This is a genomic window from Herpetosiphon giganteus, assembly GCF_016907925.1.
Taxonomy (GTDB): Bacteria; Chloroflexota; Chloroflexia; order Chloroflexales; family Herpetosiphonaceae; genus Herpetosiphon; species Herpetosiphon giganteus.
Window position 1 is genome coordinate 89,051 of sequence record NZ_JAFBCZ010000020.1, and the last position, 20,406, is coordinate 109,456.

Sequence of the window (20,406 nt, forward strand, 5' to 3'; positions counted from 1 at the left end):
CCAGAACATGGCATCATGTGTTAGCGCAGTGTAGCATAATTTCCGTACGTTAAAGCATTGATCCACGAAGGACACGAAGGGACACGAAGGATAGGAACCGCGAAGCGCACGAAGAGCGCGAAGAGCATGTTTTAGCCACGAATTCCACGAATTCCACGAATGCTGTTCCGATAGCCCATAGCCCATAGTCCATAGCCATCGTTTCTCTGCGCCTCTGCGTTAAAGCCTTGATCCACGAATTGCCCGAATTGCACGAATGCTGTTCCGATAGCCCATAGCCTGAAGCCTATAGCCTATTTTGATTTTTGACTTCTGCCTTTTGCATTCATCCTTCATCCCTTCGCTATGTTCTATGCTCTTTGTTCTATGTTCTAATAATTAACATTTTTTTACAAATTTCCAAAAATCGGCTAGTATACAGTCGATAGTTAATTAAACGAAAGGAGCCGAAAACGTCGATCTGCTGGCCTCGCCGTGTTGTGCTCAACATCGTTGCTCAGGTAGAGGTACGACCGCCTTGTTGGAAGCGTACTGGATAACTGTGGGTTGCAACTCGTTGTTGAGGAGGCTTATGTGAAGCGTCTATGGCTACGAACATTGGTTGTCGGCTGTATCCTTGGTTTGGCAGCGCCGACGATTACTGCTGGGCAGACTCGTTTGAAGGAAAAAACACCTGAAAATTTGGCGGCAGCAGAAGCGCCCGCCGTTGCAGGCCAATATCTAATTAAGTTCAATAATTCTCTCTCCAAAGCAGATCGCAAGACCACCCTCAAAAGCCTCGGAGCCGATCAGCTCCAACACCTCGATAGCCTTGATCTTGAGTTAATCGAATTTGCTGCGCTCAAAAACAATGCTTCGCCTGAGCAAAGCGAGCGTGTTTTAGCCGAGCTGAAAAATAATCCAGCGGTTGAGTATGTCGAGCCAAACTACATCTATGCACCGCTGTACACGCCCAACGATCCGGGCGTTGCCCAACAATGGGCTTGGGGCGTTATCAAAGCCTACGATGGCTGGAATATTACCCAAGGCAATTCCAGCGTGATCATCGCAATCGTTGATACGGGGATTCAAATCAATCACCCTGATCTTGATGCCAAAATTGTGGCTGGCTACGATTTTGTTGATAACGACACCAATGCAACCGATGGCAACGGCCATGGCACGCACTTGGCTGGCACAGCCGCCGCCGAAACCAACAATAGCACTGGTGGCGCTGGCTTGTGCCCAAATTGCCGCTTGATGCCAATTCGCGTCTTTAATAATAATGGCAGTGGTACGCTTGCCGCAGTAGCCCAAGGCATCACCTATGCAGCCAATAATGGAGCCAAAGTTATCAATCTAGGGCTGGGTGGCAGCGCCTCAACCACATTAAAAAATGCTGTTGATTATGCGTGGAACAAAGGTGCATTCCTCAGCTGCGCGGTTGGTGGCAGCAACAGTGGTGCTCCAACCTATCCCGCTGCCTATGCCAACTGCTTCCCCGTGGCTGCTAGCGGCAAGACCGATATTAAAACTCCATCGTCGGGCTATGGCACATGGGTCAAAGTTGCGGCTCCAGGAGTCAGCATCTATTCAACATGGCTCAACGGCGGCTACAACACCATTAGCGGCACTTCAACCGCAACCGCCCATGTTGCTGGCTTAGCAGGCCTGTTGGCCTCGCAAAACCGCACCAACGCCCAAATTCGCGATCGCATTTGCGCCACCGCCGACCCAATTGCAGGCACTGGCACTTATTGGTCGTGTGGACGAATTAATGTCTATGCAGCAGTTCAGTAATTGATCCCCTCACCCCCCAACCCCCTCTCCCACTGAACGCGGGCGAGGGGGAGCCGTCGTTTTCACCAAGAAATTGGGGGAGAACCAGAGCGTTAAAGCCCCTCGCCCGCCACGTGGGAGAGGAGTTGGGGTGAGGGCATGCTCTGGTATTCCAACCTATTCCCGATAGCCCAGAGCCTTTATTTGTACTGGTTCATTGCATGAACGACGATTCCCCCCTCTCCCGCACGCGAGCGAGGGGGAACCGCCGACTCCGTGCTCCCCTCGCCCGCCACGTGGGAGAGGGGTTGGGGTGAGGGCATGCTCTGGTATTCCAACCTATTCCCGATAGCCCATAGCCTTTGTGCGCTTCATCCCTCATCCCTCATAATTCATCCTTCGGTTGCTCTTCATCCCTCATCGGCGCGCTTCGCCAAATCGAGCAAGCGTTGCAAGGCGGGCAAGGCTGCTGCAACAATGCTCAATTCGACCTCGCTCAAACCAGCGACATGCGCGGTCAGCTGTTTGTGGGCTTGAGTTTGGGCTTGGCGCACCGCCGCTAAGCCAGCATCAGTTAATTGCAAAAGTTGTTGCCGCCGATCTTGCGGATGCGGAATCCGCTCGATCCAACAGCGCTCAACCAAAGCTGGCAGCAACTCGCTAATTGCTTGTGGGCTGACGTGCTGTTGGCGCGCCAAGCTACTCAACGATTGTGGGCCATGCTGAAGTTCGTTCAACATGCGTAATTGGGCGGCGCTCGTTGCGCCATCAAGTTGTCGTCGCACCTCAAGATCGACCAAGCGATGCAGTTGGGGAGCGAGAACAAATAAATCTTCGACCAGCCGATCAATATGATGCCGTTGCATAATTCCCCTTTATTCTTCAAGTTACTTGATGATATTTATAAACTAAGGCTTGATTTATCGCACTAAATCTCAATTATTAAAAAAATATTTTCAAGCTAATTGAACTTGACAACGATCAGAAAGATCTTTATTATACTCATAGATACTCATTCATCAAGCAGCACCCGTCTAGCAGGCAGCTTCGCCCTGTGAAGCTAGCTCGTGTGCTTTATGGAGGTGTTAATGCCTAAATCTTCGTTGTCGCCACCGTTAGTATTGCTCGATCGCGTGCTACGCTGGTGTTTTATGATGAGCGCTGGCTTAACCATCCTATTGCTTTTTGCTGAGCTTGCCCCGCGCTGGAGCCATGTTGGCATCGCAATTCAGCTTCTCAGCCTTGGCTTATTAATTGCCATCAAGCCACTCAAACGCCCAGGCCATCTTTTTCTCTATCCATTGCTGCTCGCGCTGGCAATTAGCATGTGCGAGCCAACCCTACCGCCCTATCAACTGCCGACGATCATCAGCCAAGCAGCGCCGTTCGCGGTCGTTACGCTGATTCTCGGCGATCTGATTCAGCGGCGTGTTGTGCCAATCTGGCGGCCAAAACGCTTGGTTGTGGCCAATGGCAACGTCGATCTGATCGAAGCTGCCTGTTTTTTCCAACTTGATCCAGTGCAACTTCGCCAAGAACTCGAACAACAGGGCTGCCCGTTGCGCAATGCAAGCGATGGCGGCACACTCGTCAAATTAGCGCCAATTCTAACAGTTTTAGCAACTACAACACACTCAGGAGGTGCCGATGCCCCATGATATATCGTTGATCACCAATATCTCGGTTGCTTTGGTTGCAGCCTTCGCTGGCGGCTTGCTTGCTCGCCGGCTTGGCCTGCCAACAATCGTTGGCTACCTTTTAGCGGGTATGCTCATTGGGCCGTTTACGCCCGGCTTCAAAGGCGATGTTGGTGATATTAGCCAGCTTGCAGAAATTGGGGTTATCTTCCTCATGTTTGGGGTTGGTCTCCACTTTTCGCTCAAAGATTTATGGGCTGTGCGCAAAGTCGCAATTCCAGGTGCAGCCCTGCAAATGCTGTTAGCCACAGGCTTGGGCTTTGGGCTAACGCGTTTGTGGGGCTGGTCGACTGCCGCTGGCTTGGTTATGGGCTTAGCGCTTTCGATTGCCAGTACGGTGGTGCTGCTGCGCGGCTTGATGGACGCAGGCGAGCTGAACACGCCCGCTGGCCAAACCGCCGTCGGCTGGTTGGTGCTTGAAGATTTAGCGACCGTACTGATTTTGGTCTTGCTGCCCGCCTTCTTCGGCAGCAGTGGCGGTAATCCTTGGGCCGCTGGTGGCATCGCCTTGCTCAAAACCACAATCTTTGTAGTGTTGATTCTATTCGCTGGCGGGCGCTTCTTGCCCTGGTTGCTCACTTGGATTTCGCATTCGCGCTCACGCGAGTTGTTTATTTTGGCCTCGGTGGCGGTCGCGCTTGGTACAGCCTTTGCAGCCACGGCAGCCTTTGAAGTTTCGTTGGCGCTGGGGGCCTTCTTGGCTGGCGTGGTTTTGGGTGAATCCGACCTAAGCCACCAAATTGGCGATGAAGTGCTGCCCTTCCGCGAAATCTTTGCCGTAATCTTCTTTGTTTCGGTGGGGATGTTGGTCAACCCAATCTATGTATGGAACAATATTGGCCAAGTTATCGCCCTCACCGCATTAATTGTCTTTGGCAAGGCCATCTTCACCCTCTTTTTGGGCCTAATTTTGCCTTCGTCTGGCCGCACAATGATTGTGGTTGCCGCAGGGCTAAGCCAAATTGGTGAATTTTCGTTTATTGTCGGCCAAGCTGGGGTTGGCTTAGGTGTTTTGAGCCAAGATCAATATTCGCTGCTTTTGGCCGGAGCGATCTTCTCAATTATGCTCAATCCGGTGATGTTCTGGTCGATTCCCCATGTTGAAACATGGCTCAAGCGCTATCCACGGCTGTGGGTACGCTTCGAACGCCACGCCACAACCGAGCCAGAAAAAACCAAATTACCAGAAACTGATCATGTGGTTGTAGTTGGCTACGGGCGAGTCGGCGAACACATTGGCACCGTGTTGCAGCGCTTGCAGATTCCCTTTGTGGTTGTCGAAGCAGACAATCATCGCGCCGACGATTTTATAACCAAAAATATTCCAACCTTGATTGGCGACGCTGCCAACTCGGAAGTACTGACCCACGCCAAGCTCGATAAAGCCAAGGCCTTGGTCGTGACCTTGCCAAATGAGGCAGCGAGTGAATTAGTCGTTGCCGCCGCCCGCGATCTTGCACCAAACTTGCCAATTGTGGCCCGCGCTGCAACCAATTCTGGGGTGGAACGCCTAGCCGAATTAGGTGCTCACGACGTGATTCACCCAGAACTAGAGGGTGGCTTAGAAATTATTCGCCATACGCTGTTGCGTTTGGGCTATGCAGCAACCCAAGTTCAGGGCTATACCGATGCTGTGCGCCGCGATCAATATCACACCAACATTGTGCCGACTGAACATCTGGTGCTTGAACAATTGATTCAGAGTGTACGTGGTTTTGAGATTGCATGGCGCAGTATTAACGCCAATAGCAGCTTGGTTGGCCAAAGTTTGGCGATGCTCAACTTTCGCGCTCAAACTGGAGCCTCGGTCATTGCCGTGCTCCGCGATCAGCAATTGATTAGCAATCCAGAATCGCAATTGACCCTCGAACCAGGCGATACGTTGGGCGTGATTGGCGACGAAAGCCAAATTCAGGCCGTCGATGGCTTGATTAGCAACAGTCAAGCAGCAAATCCGCCGCCCACAAACCGCCTCGCTCCAAGCGGAGCCTAAATCAATGCCCCTCGACTGAACTCGGTCGAGGGGCATTTTTTGCCTCCATGATCACAAACCAATCGTTAGACCGATGTTTGCAGCCAGCCACCGACCTACACTAGCCACTGTTTTTGTCGAAGGAGGTCTGGATGCAAGCCCAAACTACCCAATTGCCATGGGAACAAACCGACTGGTTTAGCACAATCAGCAGCTGGATTGAGCAACAGCTCAGCGCTCATGGCCGCCAGCTCAACGCGCCAATCGAACTTATCCATCAACGCCCATGGTCGGCCTTTGCCCAAATTAGCACCAACCAAGGCTTGGTCTATTTCAAAGCTCCGGCCCCAGCCTTCAGCTATGAGGCTGGCTTAACCCAAGCCCTTGCCATGTGGCAACCAGCCTGTAACGTGCCTGTTTTAGCCATCGAGCCAAGCCAAGGCTGGATTCTTTCCGCCGATGCAGGCACAACTTTACGTCAACTTGGTCAAAATGCCAGCCAACTTGCTCACTGGGATGCACTGTTACCGCAATATAGCGAATTGCAAATTCAGCTTGCTGCGCGCGTGCCAGCATTGCTCGATTTAGGCCTACCTGATCGACGTTTGGCGCATTTTCTCAAGCTCTTTGCTGAATTGCTGAACGATCATGTCAACTTGTTGATCGATCAAGAATTTGGCTTGAGCACTGCCGAACATCAACAACTGCACGCCTTGCAGCCAATTGTTCAAGAGCAATGTCAAGCCTTGGCTGGATTTGGCTTGCCGGAAACCCTGACCCACGAGGAAATTCACGAAAATAATGTGCTCTATGCAGCGCGTGGCTATACCTTTACCGATTGGAGCGATTGCAGCGTAAGTCACCCCTTCTTTTCGATGTTGGTGACGCTGCGCGCCGCCGCCCATTGGCTCAAACTCGACGAGCAAGGCCCCGAGTTGCAACGCCTGCGCGATGCCTATTTGGAGCCATGGACCCAATTTACTCCGCGCCAGCAACTTGACCAAGCCCTGGATCTTGCCTATCGGCTTGGCATGATCAATCGAGCGCTTTCATGGCGACAAGCGCTGAATGGCCTTGATCCAGCTCAAACCAAAGACTATCAAGATAACGTTTCAGGTTGGTTGCAAGATTATTTAGCCATCCAAAATGCTGGGTAGCCCACAATGGATAAACAAACCATTATCGAGAAAATTAGCCCTGAGATATATGCGATCGAAGCTGAAGATGCGCGTTGGTATGGCTCGCAAACCAATAATCCACATGGACTTGGCTATAGCTCCGATACGTTGCATGAAATTGATAGCTTAATTTGGGATACGGCCAATGAGCTAACTGATAGCGAAAAGCTCTTGCTCATGTTTGCGATCTACGAAGATTTGCCAGGCTATGCGTTGCTCATGCTGAATTGGAGCCGTTATCAACATTTTGCTCCGCCAACCCAAGCCCTTTTTTGGGCAGAAGTTCGGCGCATTTTGGCCCAAGGCGATTCTGCCTGCGCTGGCCCACTCGAATATCATCTAGCGCTTGATTGGTTTGAACTTTGCAACAATTGTGATGCGATTTGGCATCATTTGGCGCATAATGCCAATATTGCGCTTTTGACAAGCCTTCTGCGAAGTTCAGCTACTGCTGCTTGGCATTTAAAAGCGCCGCTGTATGCCCAATTGATTGCCAATGTAGGTTGGCATGAAGCTCTTTATGCGAGTTTGCACGCGAGCTACTATACACTTTATGGCCAAATTGATAAACATGAAGCGCTAGGCTATCTCCAGCAATTGGTTATAGTCGATCTAGATCAGGCGCTTGCCACGTTGATCAGCACTGTTCAAGTAGGCGAGCGCTATACAAATGCCTTTGGGGTTGAAGCGATGCAGCGGGCTGCAAAGAAGCCAAACCGAGCATTCGGCAGCTTCAATCTTGACCTTTAACCCGATAGGTATATGTAATTTGGTATTCAGCGCCGAGCTCTGCTTGCAATCGTTGGGCCAACGCCAAGCCTTGCTCGGCAAATTGCTGCTCTGCGGCGCGAGTCGCAAAGCCCGAACTCACCGGATCATCATCAACATAAATCGCATCAAATATATCCGACCAAGCCATCAAATCGGCAATGAGGTCTGGGCTGAGCGGCAATTCGCTGGGATCAATATCGCCAAACTGAATGCCATCATTCCACCAGACCGGATAACAGCAATAATCAGCAGCTAAACGGAGCTTTTGCATGAACACCCTTCCATGAAATACGCATTAGGTAATTGCTGGCACGTTTAAGCCTGCTCAAGCGGCGGATCAATCTGCCATTCGACCGTCTGATAGTGTATCAACGTTTGGATAAACTCTTCAGTCTGTTTCGCAGGATCAAAAAAATTCAGCATCATTTCAAGCGTTGCAGAAGTATGATTATGGCTCCAGTTGCATTCCAAAATATCGCCATAGCAATCAGCATTATCAGCGATAGCTTGGATAATTCGTGCTATTTCTGAGGGAATTGATACAACTCCAGCCAAGATTAATCGGGTTTGGCGAAAATCATCATGCAGAGAATTAGGATCATAATTAACCGCCAAAGCAAGGTTATATTCGATATGCAAAATTAATTGCTGCTGTTGAGCGTCATACTCAATTGCCTCAATTAATCCATTATGCAATGAATAAAGCGTTGGATCATACTGCATATTAATTACCTTAAAATCAGGTATAAAACCACTGTTGCTAGTTCCATGAACGGATTGTGATGATGCAATCCGAAAGGATGAACCCTGAACACCTTGGCTTAACGCAGAACGTCCTCGATGATGAAGTTGCTTAACCAACACCATGGAGGACGCAATGCCCACGGACGAAATTATCATCCGCTTGTTCTGTATTGTCGATGATCGCCTTGCTGCTGTCAAAAAACATCCGCTCGCCAAGCTGTATCCGAGTGAAGTTGTCACCATCGGGTTATTGTTTGCCTTGAAAGGCCGGACATATCGGGCGTTTTATCGCTGGTTGCAAGCCAATTATGGCCCGTTGTTCCCGCGCTTACCGGAACAATCGCGCCTCTATCGCGTGCTGGTGAATGCCCACGCGTATACCGACCAGTTTTTGGCCGACCCGACCATCCTTGGCATTATCGACTCATTTGGGATCGAATTGCTCCATCCACGGCGCGAAGGCCGAAGCACGACACCACTGGGGAAGAAAGGTATCTCCAATCATCGCTGGATCGTGGGAATTAAACTGGCGTGGCTCATTAATCAGCGCGGCGAGGTCGTCGAATGGTCCTGGCTGCCTGCCAACGTCAGTGATCAGGAATTTCGTGAGGTCGTTGCTTGGCAGGCCGGGCACACGATTGCGCTTGGGGATCGCGGGTTTCGCGTTCGCGCTGACGAGGATGATGGCGTACCGATTAAAATCTGTGGTCGGGGTGACTGGAACTGCCGTTTTTTGATTGAAACCACCTTTCGTTTGTTGGAACGGGTCTTTCAGATCAAGAAACTCACCCATCGAACGGCACGCGGCATGGATATGCGTTTGGGCTTTGTTGCCGCATGCTTTAATGCATTGTTGCAGCTCACAAATGGAAGATTGTCTTTCCTTGATTTTGTGATTTAAACTAGCAACATTGGTTATTACCATATCAAATAGAATATTTTATCAACATTTACGCTTAATCTGCTTAATTTGGCGAAGTGGGTGGTTTGTTATTGGCAAACGTCGGCGTTGCAATTGATGTGCTTGTTGCATGTAATAGGCTTCTAAGCCTAATTGACCATGAAAAAGATCAACAATTGCTTGATTGTGCGCAGCTGAATGTCGACCACCAAACCAGCAATAGTCATTGGTTTGGCCTTCAAGCCGTGCTAAAACGCGATCATACACGCTTGCCGTCGTCAAAACTTGGTTGCTGGGTTCAAGGGTAAGCACTGAGTTTTGCTGCATGATGGTCGCAATTTCACCAAAGGTTGCTTGCTCGATTGGCTCATCATAGAACAGATAATGGCTCAACGGCTGTTGCCAAGCGCGATGTTGCCAATGATCAACCCTCACAAACCGCCAATAGTGCTGATCAGGATATTCAGCAAAAAAGACTACCGCAGTTTTTTCTATCGCATCGGCTAATTCATCAGGAAACTGATTAAACCAATAGTGACAGAGATAAAAATAATTGCGAGCGTTTGCTAATCGCTCATAATAAATCAGAGGAATCGGTAAGTGCATACAAGAATACTTTCGATTAACCAATATAAAGCTGCTTAAACTCAACATACAGACATAGCAAAAATTGTGATTCTAATAAACTTATTCGTTGATTAATTAATGAATAATAGTGATTTTCTGAGTTCAATAGGCGCTTGAAAATCGTAATTTCTGCTAAAATGGATGCTAGATCTGCTTGTTCAACAGCTAAGCCTGTTTGAAATAAGCGCATCCATTCTAAATTGGCTTGGTTAATAATTGGCAGCCAACCCTGATTAAATACCGCTTCAGTGGCGATTGGCAAAAAGCTCGTTTTATCATTTAAATCGGTAAGCAGCAACCCAATCGACATGGACTTCCTCGTCAATATTGAACAAACGAGTTATAAAAACAGCAGCAAGTTAACATGACTTGCTGCTGTTTGGCCTATTTAGAAGCTTGTTTGTTCAACCTGACCATCAGCAAAGCTCATGGTCAGGTGCAGTGGTTGTTGCGGACTGGTCACAAGCTCGATTGTGTTCCAAGCAGGTGTAGAGCGTTCCCGCAGCTCGCGCAGGATGAAAAAGAGTTGATAATCGACCTCAAAGCCTTGCTCATGACGCAGTTGGTTGGCCGAGCTAAATCGCCCGTAGAGCAAGCCATGGTCGGCTGCGGGAATTTCGGCAACCACGCGCGCGCTAATCCATGGCTGAGGAATTCGCTGCTCAATTGTGCTACGCAAGGCTGCCAACAATTGCTCGCTAGTGGCATCGCTTAAATCATAGACAGCATCATTATGGTAATGAAACGCCTGATAGAACGGTAACCCATCAACCTGATAGCGCGCAGCGAGGATAATTGGGCGTTGATCAGCATTGGGCAGGTTAATCACTTGTAGATCGAGCGTTACATCATGGCCAGCCTGGCGTTGGGCATCAAGCGTTTGCTCGAATTGCTGCCATGCTTGTTGATTAATCTCAGTTGGTTGAAAAGGCTTAGCTGGCTCAGCAGGAGCAGGATCATCAATCTGCCATTCGACCGTTTGATACTGAATGGTACACGAAATAAACTTTTCAGTCTCATTCAAATCATCAGTAATCGTAGCATTAAGCGTTACACTTGGAGGGGCTGACTGATGCCAACTGAATTCATAAATATCACCATAAATGCTATCAGGATCGGTGCGTCCATCAGCAAATTGCGGCAATGCAGGCTCAATCGCTGAAACCCCATGAAAAATCAAGCGGGTTTGGCGAAAATCATCAACGAGGTTATTGGGATCAAAGCTAACAGCTAAAGCCAAATTAAGCTCAATTGAAAGCACAAGCGTTTGATCAGCTGGATTATAGGCAATAGCTTCTAATAATCCATCATGCAAGCGATATTGGGTTGGGTCAATACGCATAATAACTCCTCTTTATTCTACGACGATATGTGATGGATCTGATCCTTTATGGACAGGATTGCCATCGCGGTCAAGGTATTTATTGACTTTCTTATGGGTTGTATGCGGATTAGTAATATGATAATGGTCAACACCTTCAAAGCCTTTGGCACCTGGTTTACCTTTATCGAATCGAATAGTTAATCCTGAAGGATCTTCAAAAGTACGATGGCCGTGTAATACTGCATCTGGGTCGGATACTTCTTTCCAGCCTTGCTTGAGCAAATCGTCAGGATTTTTGGGCAAATTCGCAACAATCCCGGGAATCCGTTCGGCAGTTTCTTCAAGGGTTTCTTCGGCTACATTTTTAACAACCCGTTCAGCTCCTTCTTCGACAACTTCCTCGGCAACCTCTTTAACGGCCCGTTCGGCTCCTTCTTCGGCAATTTCCTCGACAATTTCTTTGCCAGCCTTAACGCCCCATTTGCCAAGTTTGCCTGCATCACCGACAATCGGAATCATCGCAGCAGCCGAGATCGCAGCCTCAAGATGGCGACCTTCGGCGAGATAAATCAGGGCATTAACCCCATCGGCAATTTCGCCAAAACCAGGGATAAAGCCTACAACATCGAGTGCACCATGAACCCAATCACTGGCCTTATTCCATGCCTTGCTTAACCAACCGCCTTCATCTTTCTTGGCAGCAGCTGCAGCAATTATTTTGTCTTTAAACAAGCCCGCAGCTTCTTCCTCTGCTTGGCGAAAGATTTTGCTAATCTCACCAGTGACGCTTTGGGCTACGCTAAAGTTGTTTTCAAGCCGCTTTAAGGCTGGCACAACCTCGCCAGTATATTCATGCTCAAAGGCTTTAAAAGCATCACCATGCCAGCTACTGGCTAATTGCTGATGCAATTGATTAAGTTGTTGTTGTAGGCTTGAAACTCGGTCTCTCAATTGACCAAATTTGGTTGCAATTTGCTTCAGCTGCTCATACTCAGCTTGAACGATTGGTGCCGTCATCCTGCCTCCCAATACCAATAAAAAAGATCAACCTGCCATGCGAGTTACTGGGAGCAATGTTCTACTAGAATTGTAATCGTTGACATGTCACATTAAAAGTGCCTTGCTAGCATAGCATACTCAATAGCTAGCTAGATTAATCGAAGCTTAATCTTAAGCTTTGAAGAGTTAGGATTTACGGGCCAGGATCGTAGGCTTAAATAGCAACACGCGGATCAAATGTTGATCCGCGTGTTGCTATAACCAGAAACTAATTAGCGGCCAGTTTTGGCTTTTACTTCAGCAGTCAAAGCTGGCAAGATTTCGTTAATATCGCCAACAATCCCGTAGGTTGCAACTTTGAAAATTGGAGCTTCGGGATCTTTGTTGATTGCCACGATGGTGTTTGATGAGCGCATACCAGCGAGGTGCTGAATTGCGCCTGAAATCCCACAGGCAACATACAATTTTGGCGCAACGGTTTTGCCGGTTTGGCCAACTTGGCGCTCGTAGGCGATCCAGCCAGCATCGACAACTGCGCGCGAAGCGCCGTGCGTGCCACCCATCACCCGCGCTAATTCAGGGATGAGTTTTTCGTAGTTTTCAGGTGAGCCAAGGCCACGACCACCAGAAACAATCACGGTTGCATCGGCCAAGTTCACAGCGCCGGTGCGTTGCTCAACATTGCGCACTTTGGTCCGAATCGTGACCGCAGGCATTGCCACATTCACCACTTCGCCAGCGCCAGCGCCAGCAATTGGCTTGCCAACTTGGCGACGCACTGAAGCGATTGCTGGGCGAGCAGCGCCAAAGTGCAAGTTGTTGATCACGTTTGCGCCGTGTGAAGGGCGGACGGCGGTCAATTGGCCTGCTTCTACGCTCACATTGGTTACATCGGGAGCCAAGCCTACGCCCAACTCAGCAGCCAATGCGCCAGTGAAATCGCGCATTTGCAACGATGAACCAGTCAAAAACAGTTCTGGTTGGTGGGCTTCGATTGCAGCTTTGGCAGCAGCAACATAGCCATCGGTGGTATATTGCGCCAAATTGGCATCATCAACCACATAGGCTTTGCTTGCGCCAGCAGCAAATGCTTGCTCGACCAAGCTAGCCGTGTTGCTGCCAAGCACTAAGCCTGCAACGCTTTGTCCAAGCGCATCGGCAATTTCTTTGCCCTTGCCCAACAATTCTTTGGAAATTGCGCTCACTTCGCCATTTTTATGTTCGATTAAGACCCAAACGCCACTAGCCATGAAAACACCTCATTGTGAAGGATGAAGGATGAAGGATAAGGGATGAATAGGTTCCTTCAAACCCAACATCAATAGATAATGACTATGTTTTGGATGAATGCTGAGGGGAATTTATTCATACTTCAGCCCTCATAATTCATCCTTTCAGGTTACAGGATTTGATTTTCAACCAATTTTTGAACCAAGCTGCTCACTTGAGTTTGGACGTTGCCACTGATCATCTCGCCTGATGGGCGGGCTGGTGGTGGCACGCGATCAGCAACTTGCACATTGCCAGCAACATCGCTGCCGCCAAGGCCAAGGTCGCCTAAACTCCAGGTTGGGATTGGTTGCTTGCTGACTTTGCGAATCTTCAACAATGATGGGTAGCGTGGCTCGTTCAAATCTTTAACCGCCGTCACGACGACTGGCAACGAGGCTTCCACAGTTTCGAGGGTGTCTTCCAAAGCGCGATCAACCACAATGCTGGTTTCGCTCAATTCGTGTACTTTGAAAACATAGGTCAGTTGTGGCCAACCAAGGAAGCGGGCCAACGCTGGGCCAAATTGGCCGGTTTCGTCGTCGGTGCTTTGCTTGCCACAGAAGACAATATTGACATTATCGAGTTTCTTGATCGCAGCGGCGACAACTTTAGCAGCGCTTTGCGAATCAACATGCTCCAAAGCTGGGTCGTTGATCAAGACTGCTTCGTTCGCACCCATTGCCAAGGCTTTTTTGAGTGAATCAGTGGCATCATCGCTGCCAAGGCTGATGACCGTTACTTGGCCATCGTTCTTCTCGGCCCACTGCAAGGCTTCTTCAATCGCATATTCATCAAACAAATTGATAATTGGATTGATTCCGTCGCTGTTAATCTGCTTATCGGCAGTGATTTTCACACTATTTTGTTCAGGAACTTGCTTAACACAAACTACTGCGTGCATTCAAGAAACCTCCGTTGGTTTGCTGAGTGGCTCCTTTGCCACAAGCATGCGCTGTGGCTTTGGCCATAGTATACCATAGACTGACTGAGCATGACGCACTGCGTTTAACTCGTGCCCGATCATTATTTTGTACAATTGGCGTGCATTTGACTGGCGTATACTCATACTAGGCCATAATCTACTCACGTATTGCATAAGCCATAAAGCATTCTTGGGTTGGCTTTGGCGCACAAATGAGGAGTTTTTGGATGGATTTAAATAGCTTTGAATCGGTACGCAAGCTGCGCAAAACCGCGTTTAACTATTGCTGCGGGATTGCCTTAGGATTAAGTGCGTTTATTTTAATTGTAAACATCGTATTTTTCGCCAACTTTGTTTGGTATCTTTTAGTATTAACTGTAATTTACAGCATATTAATGTTTACCCTTGAAGAGAGATTTATAATAAAAGGATTTATTATAAATCTCTTGGGTTTATCGTATATATTATCGGCCAGTTTTCCGACTGCATTAGTAGCTGTCTTGGAACGTTCAAGTATGCTGTTATTAATCCCTTTATCAATGGTTGGATTAATATCGGGATCATTCTTTATGTTAATATTTGGATTACTTGAGATATTAACTATTTTCCTTTTAGTATTAATAATTGATATACCAGATTATAAGGTTATCAATACAAATATCTTAATTACTGGCATTGCGCTTCTCATTTTTTGGTTTTTAGTACGCTCTTTAGAAAACGCACTGCGCCAATCACTACACCTCCAAACCAATTTACAAAATTTGGTTGATGAGCGCACAGCTCAATTAGCGGTCAGCGTCCACGAAGCCAAATCGGCTCAATACGTTGCTGAGCAAGCCAACCTGCGCAAATCGCAATTTCTGGCCACGATGAGCCACGAATTGCGCACACCACTGAACGCAATCATCAACATGACCGAGTTTATCGATTGGTTTGGCCCGCTCAACAGCCAACAAAAAAGCTATCAAGATCAGGTTCGCGGCGCTGGTGAACATTTGCTACACCTGATCAACGACATTCTCGATCTTTCCAAAATTGAGGCTGGTCGGGTTGAATTGCACTTTGGCAACGTCGATTGTGCAGCGATTGCCCAAGAAGTGCTGGAAACCGTGCGGCCCTTGGCTGAAGCGAAAGGGTTGCAGGTCGATTATCGTCAAGCTGATCAGCTTGATTTGGCGTGGGCTGATAGTAAAGCGATCAAGCAAATTGTGCTCAATCTTTTGTCGAATGCAATTAAATTTACCGAAACTGGCCGCATTAGCGTAGCTCTTGAGAGTACAGCAGACACAGTTATGGTGGTGATTCACGATACAGGCATTGGCATCGCGCTCGAACATCAGCAATTTATTTGGGAATCGTTTCGCCAAATTCAAAGCAGCGACGATCGCGAATATGAAGGCACTGGCTTGGGCATGAGCATCACCAAACAGCTGGTCGATTTACACGGTGGCGACATTACGGTCGAAAGCGAGGTCGATCGCGGTACCCAATTTCGGGTTTGCTTGCCAACCAAAGCAGCCTGGCAGCAACGCCACAGTACATATACCCACGCTGCGAGCAAGCAGACGATGGTGGTCGTTGATGACAACCCAAACACAGTTGAAGAATTTGGCACCCAGCTAGCGACCAGCGCTTGGCGCATCATTGGCTGCTTGGATAGCCGCGAAGCCCTAGCAATCTACCGCCGTGAGCAACCAACGTTGGTTGTGCTTGATGCAACTTTAGCTTTTGTTAGCGCTCATAGCTTAATTGACGAAATGTTGGTGATTAATCCTGATCAGGCAATTATGATCGTCGCGCCAAACAACGAGTATAGCCTTGGCTTGGAAAGCTGGCCGCATATCAGTCGGCCATGGCCGCAAGCGTTGGAGCCAGTGTTGCAACAAACCGTAGCAACCGCCCAGCAGCAGCGCCAACTAGTAACAATCGCCTAATCAGGAGCAACCGATCACCTTAGGAGGAATAATGCATCCATCGACGACCCAAATTTCTGCCGGAGTGATTGAAGATAACCCGCAAAACCTAGAAATCGCGCGGGTTTGTTTGATTCATCAACTGCATGCCCACTATCAAGGCGGTTGGAACTCAGGCAGTAGTTTCTTTGCTTGGCATAGCGCGCATTCCGATATTGACTTAGACATTTTATTAGTGGATATTCACATGCCCAAGGAGAGCGGAATTAAACTCTATCAAACAGTGCGTGAAGCCTTGCCACACACCAAAATTATTGCTTGGACAGCAGATGTAGTGCCGCAACGAGTTGTGGTCTATCAACAAATTGGCTTTGATGGTATGATCGGCAAACCGATTAATACCAAATATTTTCCGTTACAGATCCAGCGCATTTTAGCTGGCGAAGCTGTCTGGGAGATTTGATTGTTATGTTGGCCAATGCCGAGCCGATTTTGCTATTTGCCGAAGATGCCCAGACCGATGCCACGATTGTGCAGGTGATTGCGCAACGTTGTGGCTGGCAGGTTGTTTGGCTCAAAAGTCTGTTTGCAATGTGGCAATATTGTGTCAGTATGTTAGATCATGAGCAACCAGCGCTTAATTGCGTGATTATGCTCGATATGAAAATGCCCGACCCAGCCTATCGCCATTTGGAAGGCTCGGTTTTAGCTACTTGGCTGAGCCATGCCATGCACGAACAACGCTTGCAAACAGTGCCAATTTTTGGCATGACCACCGATAAAACCGTGCATCGAGAGTGGGAAGCACGGATTGCAGGTTGCTACCAACTTTTTGAAAAACCCTTGCGGCCTGAACATTTTCAGCAGTTGCAGCAGTATTTGGGCAAGCCCAGCCCGCCAACAATCGATGGCGTTGATCAAATTGCGGTTGAAATTATTCGCAAGCAACATTTAGATATTATGCACACCGTGATTGCGGCCTATCAAAACCAGGCAATTCCAGCCAGCGCTGCCGCTTGGTCGCTCGATGAATTACGGGTTTTATTGAGCCAGCTGACCAATTCAATTTACTGCCCACGCCATTTGCAACAACAACGAGAGCAAATTCTTGAGCGGGCTGGGGGCTTGATTCAATTGCAACGCTCGATGCGCAGTTTTTTGAGCAATCCACAGCTTTCAACCTTTGAGCTGAAAATTCTTAATCGGATTTTACAAGGCGTTTCGCAGGAGCGCATCGCCGCTCAAGAGGCACTTGGGCGACGAAAGCTGGAAAGTACAATTGAACAGATTTTGGTGGCATTTGGGCTGTTCATCAGCAATTAATCCCCCCAAATGTACAATTTACATCCATTTGGGCGCTTTATACTAACAATTGAGCGATGAATAGGGGTTCTTTCAGCAGAGATTAGAAAGAACTAAATCCACGGGCGTGGAAACATATGGCGTAGCAATCCTAAGGTTTAGGCGAGCTACGCCGTTGGTTTTTAACTTCTATTAGGCTTGCAAGGCTTGCAACTGAGCATAGGCTCCGTGTTGCTCGACCAAACTTTGATGATTGCCGACCTCGATAATTTGGCCATGCTCAATCACGACAATGCGGTCAGCATTGCGCACGGTCGAAAGCCGGTGGGCAACCACAAACGTTGTGCGACCTTGCATCAAGCGTTCTAAAGCCTCTTGAATCAAGCCTTCCGAGATGCTATCGAGCGCCGAAGTGGCTTCATCCAAAATCAGCACCCGTGGGTTGCGAATGAGCGCGCGGGCAATGGCCAAGCGCTGGCGCTGCCCACCAGAAAGCCGCGTGCCGCGCTCGCCGATAATCGTATCGAGGCCATCGGGCATGTCGAGCACAAATTCCAAGGCGTTGGCATCACGCAAAGCTTGCTCAATTGTCGCTTCACTCACATTATTCAAGCCATAGCAAATATTATCGCGCACCGAGCCATCGAAAAGCAGAGTTTCTTGCGAAACCACCGAAATATGACGGCGATAGCTGCGCAAATCAATGCGTTGCAAATCATGACCATCAAGCAAAATTGTGCCAGCAGTTGGCTGCAAAAAGCCAATCACCAAGTTGAGCAAGGTCGATTTGCCCGAGCCAGATGGGCCGACGAAGGCGATGGTCTCGCCTGGCTGCACCTCAAGCGTCAGATCATACAATGATGAGCGCTGGGTGTCGGGATAGCTGAAGTGTACATGTTGAAATTGAAAGCGCCCTGCAACCTGATCAAGCCGTTGTTTGCCCTCGTTATCCTCAATATCTTCGTTATCGAGAATTTCGCCGACCGAATGCACCGATTCTAAGCCTTTGGTAATTTGCGGCGCAAGATTGGCCAACTCCATCACGGCCCCAGTTAAAATTGAGAAATAACTGGTCATCAGCACCACGTCGCCAATCGCCAAGGGCAAAAATTGGGTGTAGCAAGCCCAAGCCGCCACCAGCAAACACAGGCCATTAAAGAGGTTAAAACTGACCCACGAAGCTGCGCCAAACAGCGAATTAACCGCATCAAGCCGCAAGCCAGCATTTTGAAACTGCACCAAGCGGCGGTCGAGCTTGAGCATTTCTTCTTCTTCAGCGGCATGGGCACGGGTGATGGGAATTAGCTGAATCATTTCGCTTAGGCGTGCGGCCAAGCGTTCAACTTGATGCCGAAAGGCGCTATTGCTCGATTGAATTGGATTGCGCGTCGTGCGCAACACAATTGCCGCCAATGGCACAGTTGCCACAAAAAACACCAAGAACCATGGCGAGCGAAAGGCCACCACAATAATCGCTGCCAGCAAATTTAAGAGCGCCGCCGGAAAACTTTGAAACACATTGCGGGTTAATTGCTCGATAATTTCCACATCGCGCAGCACTTTGGCTTGCAAAACCCCGCTGCTGCGTTGATTGTAAAAACCAATCGACATTAATTGCAGTTGTTGGGCCAACATCGAACGCAATTTGCTTTCCATGCGCCGAATTGCCAAGCTCAACAAGCGAATATAGACATATTGGGTTGGAATATTTTGCAGCAAGACGATTAATAATAAGAAGCCATCGAACCATAAACGACCCAAGCCAATTTGGCCTTGGCTCGAAATAATATTAATAATGTCGGCGGTAATTAATGGCATAATCCAAACCGGACTATGTTTAACAATATAGATTAGGCTGGCTAGCGCCAATTTACCCCAATCTTCGCGATATAAATTGAATAAAAGCCGCAATGGATGCTGGCTGGTTGCTTTGGCTGCGACTGGTGAACGGCGGACGGCAATTGATTGATTGGTCATCGGCATAGCGATACCCTACGCTGGTAAAAAGATGATCGGCGCGACGCTGCGTAGCCCTAGTCTACCGCATATGTAAAAATTCGCATAGCCCAATTGACTGATATTACAGCCTAATTTATGGCCCCAATTACACCATTTGATTGATGGCGCAGCGCTTGCAGCCCGCTATACTGAGCGCAAACAAATTCGCCTAGGATTGAGCAGGAGAAGCATATGCTGCGCAAGCTTAAGCAATGGTGGTTTTTGCGGCGGATTGAACAGAGCGCCAAGGCTACCATCAATAATCATCGGGGCTTCAGCGCTAAAGGCTGGGACGTAACCCCAACCCTAGCCTTCGAACCTCGCCAGCAAATCGCTGATGCAGTGCAAACATGGCTCCATGCAGAGCTGCCCTACACCGCCACACCCTATGGCATTGCTGATTATAAAGTCACCCTTGGCTATGCCCACATGGACGGAGCCAAGCGCACCTACCTTGGCCAAGAACCGTTACCAAGATTTGAGCGCAAGGCAGCAATTGAAGCCATCGCAGCAATTCATGCGCATATTATGGCCGCCGATTGGACAACAATGCCAACGCTTACGACCCTCGAAGTCTATTTACTCAGCTATGGCGACGTGCTTAAACCCTTCTTTGATGCTGAAGCCAAGCGCTAAACAGTTTGGTTGCAACTGTCCAATACAAACTTGAATCTACGTAGCTGTGCTTAGCAGCGAATATGCAGCTAGCGCGGAGATTCGTTAACGTTGAACATTTAATCGCCTAGTGCCATGCCCAATAGCTTAATGTGCATGGCAGATTTGTTTAAGTAGCCAATTTTTAATGCTTTATTTACCAATCTTCCTTAAAGTAATCAATAAAATATTAAAACGCTCGTGTAGTATGCAGCTATGCGGTTTTTTTAGGCCAAAAGTTGACAGTATTTCAAGTTATTGTTATGATGGCTCGCATACCGCAATTCTACCCATACTCTATTCCCCTACGCGGTTATCCCAACTCGATCGTAACATATAAACCATTAGCAAGCGGATGGCACTCCCATCGATTG

General features: G+C 48.5%; 20 protein-coding genes. 10 read left to right on the forward strand and 10 right to left on the reverse strand.

Going from position 1 to position 20,406, the window contains the following annotated elements; genetic code table 11:
- Window positions 1-573 precede the first annotated feature (573 nt).
- A complete protein-coding gene (locus tag JOD20_RS17525; RefSeq protein WP_204756506.1) occupies window positions 574-1,779 on the forward strand; it encodes a S8 family serine peptidase in 1,206 nt (401 codons plus the stop codon).
- 389 nt (window positions 1,780-2,168) lie between these two features.
- Here the strand turns inward: JOD20_RS17525 and JOD20_RS17530 are convergent, their stop codons facing one another.
- Window positions 2,169-2,624 (reverse strand): MarR family winged helix-turn-helix transcriptional regulator, encoded by a 456-nt coding sequence (locus tag JOD20_RS17530; protein WP_204756507.1) that lies wholly within the window; start codon window positions 2,622-2,624, stop codon window positions 2,169-2,171.
- A 222-nt stretch (window positions 2,625-2,846) separates the two neighbouring features.
- Between JOD20_RS17530 and JOD20_RS17535 the strand changes: the two genes are divergently transcribed.
- From JOD20_RS17535 to JOD20_RS17550, 4 genes are all read left to right on the forward strand, one after another.
- Window positions 2,847-3,416: a hypothetical protein gene (locus JOD20_RS17535; RefSeq protein WP_204756508.1), complete on the forward strand. Its 570-nt coding sequence runs from the start codon at window positions 2,847-2,849 to the stop codon at window positions 3,414-3,416.
- Window positions 3,406-5,448, forward strand: a complete 2,043-nt coding sequence (locus tag JOD20_RS17540; protein WP_204756509.1) for a monovalent cation:proton antiporter family protein — start codon at window positions 3,406-3,408, stop codon at window positions 5,446-5,448. The genes JOD20_RS17535 and JOD20_RS17540 overlap by 11 nt, the downstream gene beginning before the upstream one ends.
- Window positions 5,449-5,579: 131 nt before the next feature.
- Window positions 5,580-6,584 (forward strand): hypothetical protein, encoded by a 1,005-nt coding sequence (locus JOD20_RS17545; RefSeq protein ID WP_204756510.1) that lies wholly within the window; start codon window positions 5,580-5,582, stop codon window positions 6,582-6,584.
- A 6-nt stretch (window positions 6,585-6,590) separates the two neighbouring features.
- The gene (locus JOD20_RS17550; protein WP_204756511.1) at window positions 6,591-7,355 is read left to right on the forward strand and encodes a hypothetical protein; all 765 of its coding nucleotides are present in this window, start codon (window positions 6,591-6,593) and stop codon (window positions 7,353-7,355) included.
- Here the strand turns inward: JOD20_RS17550 and JOD20_RS17555 are convergent.
- Both JOD20_RS17555 and JOD20_RS17560 read right to left on the reverse strand, forming a co-directional pair.
- A complete protein-coding gene (locus JOD20_RS17555) occupies window positions 7,339-7,647 on the reverse strand; it encodes a hypothetical protein (protein ID WP_204756512.1) in 309 nt (102 codons plus the stop codon). The two genes, JOD20_RS17550 and JOD20_RS17555, sit on opposite strands and share 17 nt — an antisense overlap.
- A 44-nt stretch (window positions 7,648-7,691) precedes the next feature.
- Window positions 7,692-8,243, reverse strand: a complete 552-nt coding sequence (locus JOD20_RS17560; protein WP_204756513.1) for a hypothetical protein — start codon at window positions 8,241-8,243, stop codon at window positions 7,692-7,694.
- 10 nt (window positions 8,244-8,253) lie between these two features.
- On the opposite strand from JOD20_RS17560, the gene JOD20_RS17565 reads away from it, so the two are divergent.
- A complete protein-coding gene (locus tag JOD20_RS17565) occupies window positions 8,254-9,021 on the forward strand; it encodes a transposase (RefSeq protein ID WP_204756514.1) in 768 nt (255 codons plus the stop codon).
- Between the two features lie 42 nt (window positions 9,022-9,063).
- On the opposite strand, the gene JOD20_RS17570 is transcribed toward JOD20_RS17565, so the two are convergent.
- The 6 genes from JOD20_RS17570 to JOD20_RS17595 all read right to left on the reverse strand — a co-directional run bounded on the left by JOD20_RS17570 (window position 9,064) and on the right by JOD20_RS17595 (window position 14,144).
- Window positions 9,064-9,627: a hypothetical protein gene (locus tag JOD20_RS17570; RefSeq protein WP_204756515.1), complete on the reverse strand. Its 564-nt coding sequence runs from the start codon at window positions 9,625-9,627 to the stop codon at window positions 9,064-9,066.
- A 16-nt stretch (window positions 9,628-9,643) separates the two neighbouring features.
- The gene (locus JOD20_RS17575) at window positions 9,644-9,958 is read right to left on the reverse strand and encodes a hypothetical protein (protein ID WP_204756516.1); all 315 of its coding nucleotides are present in this window, start codon (window positions 9,956-9,958) and stop codon (window positions 9,644-9,646) included.
- A gap of 78 nt (window positions 9,959-10,036) precedes the next feature.
- Entirely contained in the window at window positions 10,037-10,990 is a 954-nt protein-coding gene (locus JOD20_RS17580; RefSeq protein WP_204756517.1) for a hypothetical protein, read from the reverse strand.
- Between the two features lie 12 nt (window positions 10,991-11,002).
- Window positions 11,003-11,989, reverse strand: coding sequence for a WXG100 family type VII secretion target (locus tag JOD20_RS17585; protein ID WP_204756518.1), 987 nt, complete (start codon window positions 11,987-11,989; stop codon window positions 11,003-11,005).
- 254 nt (window positions 11,990-12,243) lie between these two features.
- Window positions 12,244-13,221 (reverse strand): electron transfer flavoprotein subunit alpha/FixB family protein, encoded by a 978-nt coding sequence (locus JOD20_RS17590; protein WP_204756519.1) that lies wholly within the window; start codon window positions 13,219-13,221, stop codon window positions 12,244-12,246.
- A gap of 149 nt (window positions 13,222-13,370) precedes the next feature.
- Window positions 13,371-14,144: an electron transfer flavoprotein subunit beta/FixA family protein gene (locus tag JOD20_RS17595; RefSeq protein WP_204756520.1), complete on the reverse strand. Its 774-nt coding sequence runs from the start codon at window positions 14,142-14,144 to the stop codon at window positions 13,371-13,373.
- Between the two features lie 590 nt (window positions 14,145-14,734).
- On the opposite strand from JOD20_RS17595, the gene JOD20_RS17600 reads away from it, so the two are divergent.
- From JOD20_RS17600 to JOD20_RS17610, 3 genes are read left to right on the forward strand one after another with little or no spacing between them, the layout of a single operon-like run.
- Window positions 14,735-16,099, forward strand: a complete 1,365-nt coding sequence (locus JOD20_RS17600) for a hybrid sensor histidine kinase/response regulator (protein WP_204756521.1) — start codon at window positions 14,735-14,737, stop codon at window positions 16,097-16,099.
- 31 nt (window positions 16,100-16,130) lie between these two features.
- Window positions 16,131-16,541, forward strand: coding sequence for a response regulator (locus JOD20_RS17605; protein WP_204756522.1), 411 nt, complete (start codon window positions 16,131-16,133; stop codon window positions 16,539-16,541).
- A gap of 5 nt (window positions 16,542-16,546) precedes the next feature.
- Window positions 16,547-17,401, forward strand: coding sequence for a response regulator (locus tag JOD20_RS17610; protein WP_204756523.1), 855 nt, complete (start codon window positions 16,547-16,549; stop codon window positions 17,399-17,401).
- A gap of 171 nt (window positions 17,402-17,572) precedes the next feature.
- On the opposite strand, the gene JOD20_RS17615 is transcribed toward JOD20_RS17610, so the two are convergent.
- A complete protein-coding gene (locus JOD20_RS17615; protein ID WP_204756524.1) occupies window positions 17,573-19,363 on the reverse strand; it encodes an ABC transporter ATP-binding protein in 1,791 nt (596 codons plus the stop codon).
- A gap of 207 nt (window positions 19,364-19,570) precedes the next feature.
- Here JOD20_RS17615 and JOD20_RS17620 point away from each other — a divergent pair, with 207 nt between their 5' ends.
- Window positions 19,571-20,014: a hypothetical protein gene (locus tag JOD20_RS17620; protein WP_204756525.1), complete on the forward strand. Its 444-nt coding sequence runs from the start codon at window positions 19,571-19,573 to the stop codon at window positions 20,012-20,014.
- The last annotated feature ends 392 nt before the right edge of the window (window positions 20,015-20,406 follow it).

Excerpts from the sequence above, each read along its gene's own strand:
- JOD20_RS17610 (WP_204756523.1), top strand. The coding sequence starts at position 16,547 with ATGTTGGCCAATGCCGAGCCGATTTTGCTATTTGCCGAAGATGCCCAG.
- JOD20_RS17550 (WP_204756511.1), top strand. The coding sequence starts at position 6,591 with ATGGATAAACAAACCATTATCGAGAAAATTAGCCCTGAGATATATGCG.
- JOD20_RS17580 (WP_204756517.1), bottom strand. The coding sequence starts at position 10,990 with ATGCGTATTGACCCAACCCAATATCGCTTGCATGATGGATTATTAGAA.
- JOD20_RS17595 (WP_204756520.1), bottom strand. The coding sequence starts at position 14,144 with ATGCACGCAGTAGTTTGTGTTAAGCAAGTTCCTGAACAAAATAGTGTG.
- JOD20_RS17605 (WP_204756522.1), top strand. The coding sequence starts at position 16,131 with ATGCATCCATCGACGACCCAAATTTCTGCCGGAGTGATTGAAGATAAC.
- JOD20_RS17565 (WP_204756514.1), top strand. The coding sequence starts at position 8,254 with ATGCCCACGGACGAAATTATCATCCGCTTGTTCTGTATTGTCGATGAT.
- JOD20_RS17575 (WP_204756516.1), bottom strand. The coding sequence starts at position 9,958 with ATGTCGATTGGGTTGCTGCTTACCGATTTAAATGATAAAACGAGCTTT.
- JOD20_RS17540 (WP_204756509.1), top strand. The coding sequence starts at position 3,406 with ATGCCCCATGATATATCGTTGATCACCAATATCTCGGTTGCTTTGGTT.
- JOD20_RS17530 (WP_204756507.1), bottom strand. The coding sequence starts at position 2,624 with ATGCAACGGCATCATATTGATCGGCTGGTCGAAGATTTATTTGTTCTC.
- JOD20_RS17535 (WP_204756508.1), top strand. The coding sequence starts at position 2,847 with ATGCCTAAATCTTCGTTGTCGCCACCGTTAGTATTGCTCGATCGCGTG.
- JOD20_RS17585 (WP_204756518.1), bottom strand. The coding sequence starts at position 11,989 with ATGACGGCACCAATCGTTCAAGCTGAGTATGAGCAGCTGAAGCAAATT.
- JOD20_RS17560 (WP_204756513.1), bottom strand. The coding sequence starts at position 8,243 with ATGGTGTTGGTTAAGCAACTTCATCATCGAGGACGTTCTGCGTTAAGC.
- JOD20_RS17545 (WP_204756510.1), top strand. The coding sequence starts at position 5,580 with ATGCAAGCCCAAACTACCCAATTGCCATGGGAACAAACCGACTGGTTT.
- JOD20_RS17615 (WP_204756524.1), bottom strand. The coding sequence starts at position 19,363 with ATGCCGATGACCAATCAATCAATTGCCGTCCGCCGTTCACCAGTCGCA.
- JOD20_RS17620 (WP_204756525.1), top strand. The coding sequence starts at position 19,571 with ATGCTGCGCAAGCTTAAGCAATGGTGGTTTTTGCGGCGGATTGAACAG.
- JOD20_RS17590 (WP_204756519.1), bottom strand. The coding sequence starts at position 13,221 with ATGGCTAGTGGCGTTTGGGTCTTAATCGAACATAAAAATGGCGAAGTG.
- JOD20_RS17600 (WP_204756521.1), top strand. The coding sequence starts at position 14,735 with ATGTTAATATTTGGATTACTTGAGATATTAACTATTTTCCTTTTAGTA.
- JOD20_RS17555 (WP_204756512.1), bottom strand. The coding sequence starts at position 7,647 with ATGCAAAAGCTCCGTTTAGCTGCTGATTATTGCTGTTATCCGGTCTGG.
- JOD20_RS17570 (WP_204756515.1), bottom strand. The coding sequence starts at position 9,627 with ATGCACTTACCGATTCCTCTGATTTATTATGAGCGATTAGCAAACGCT.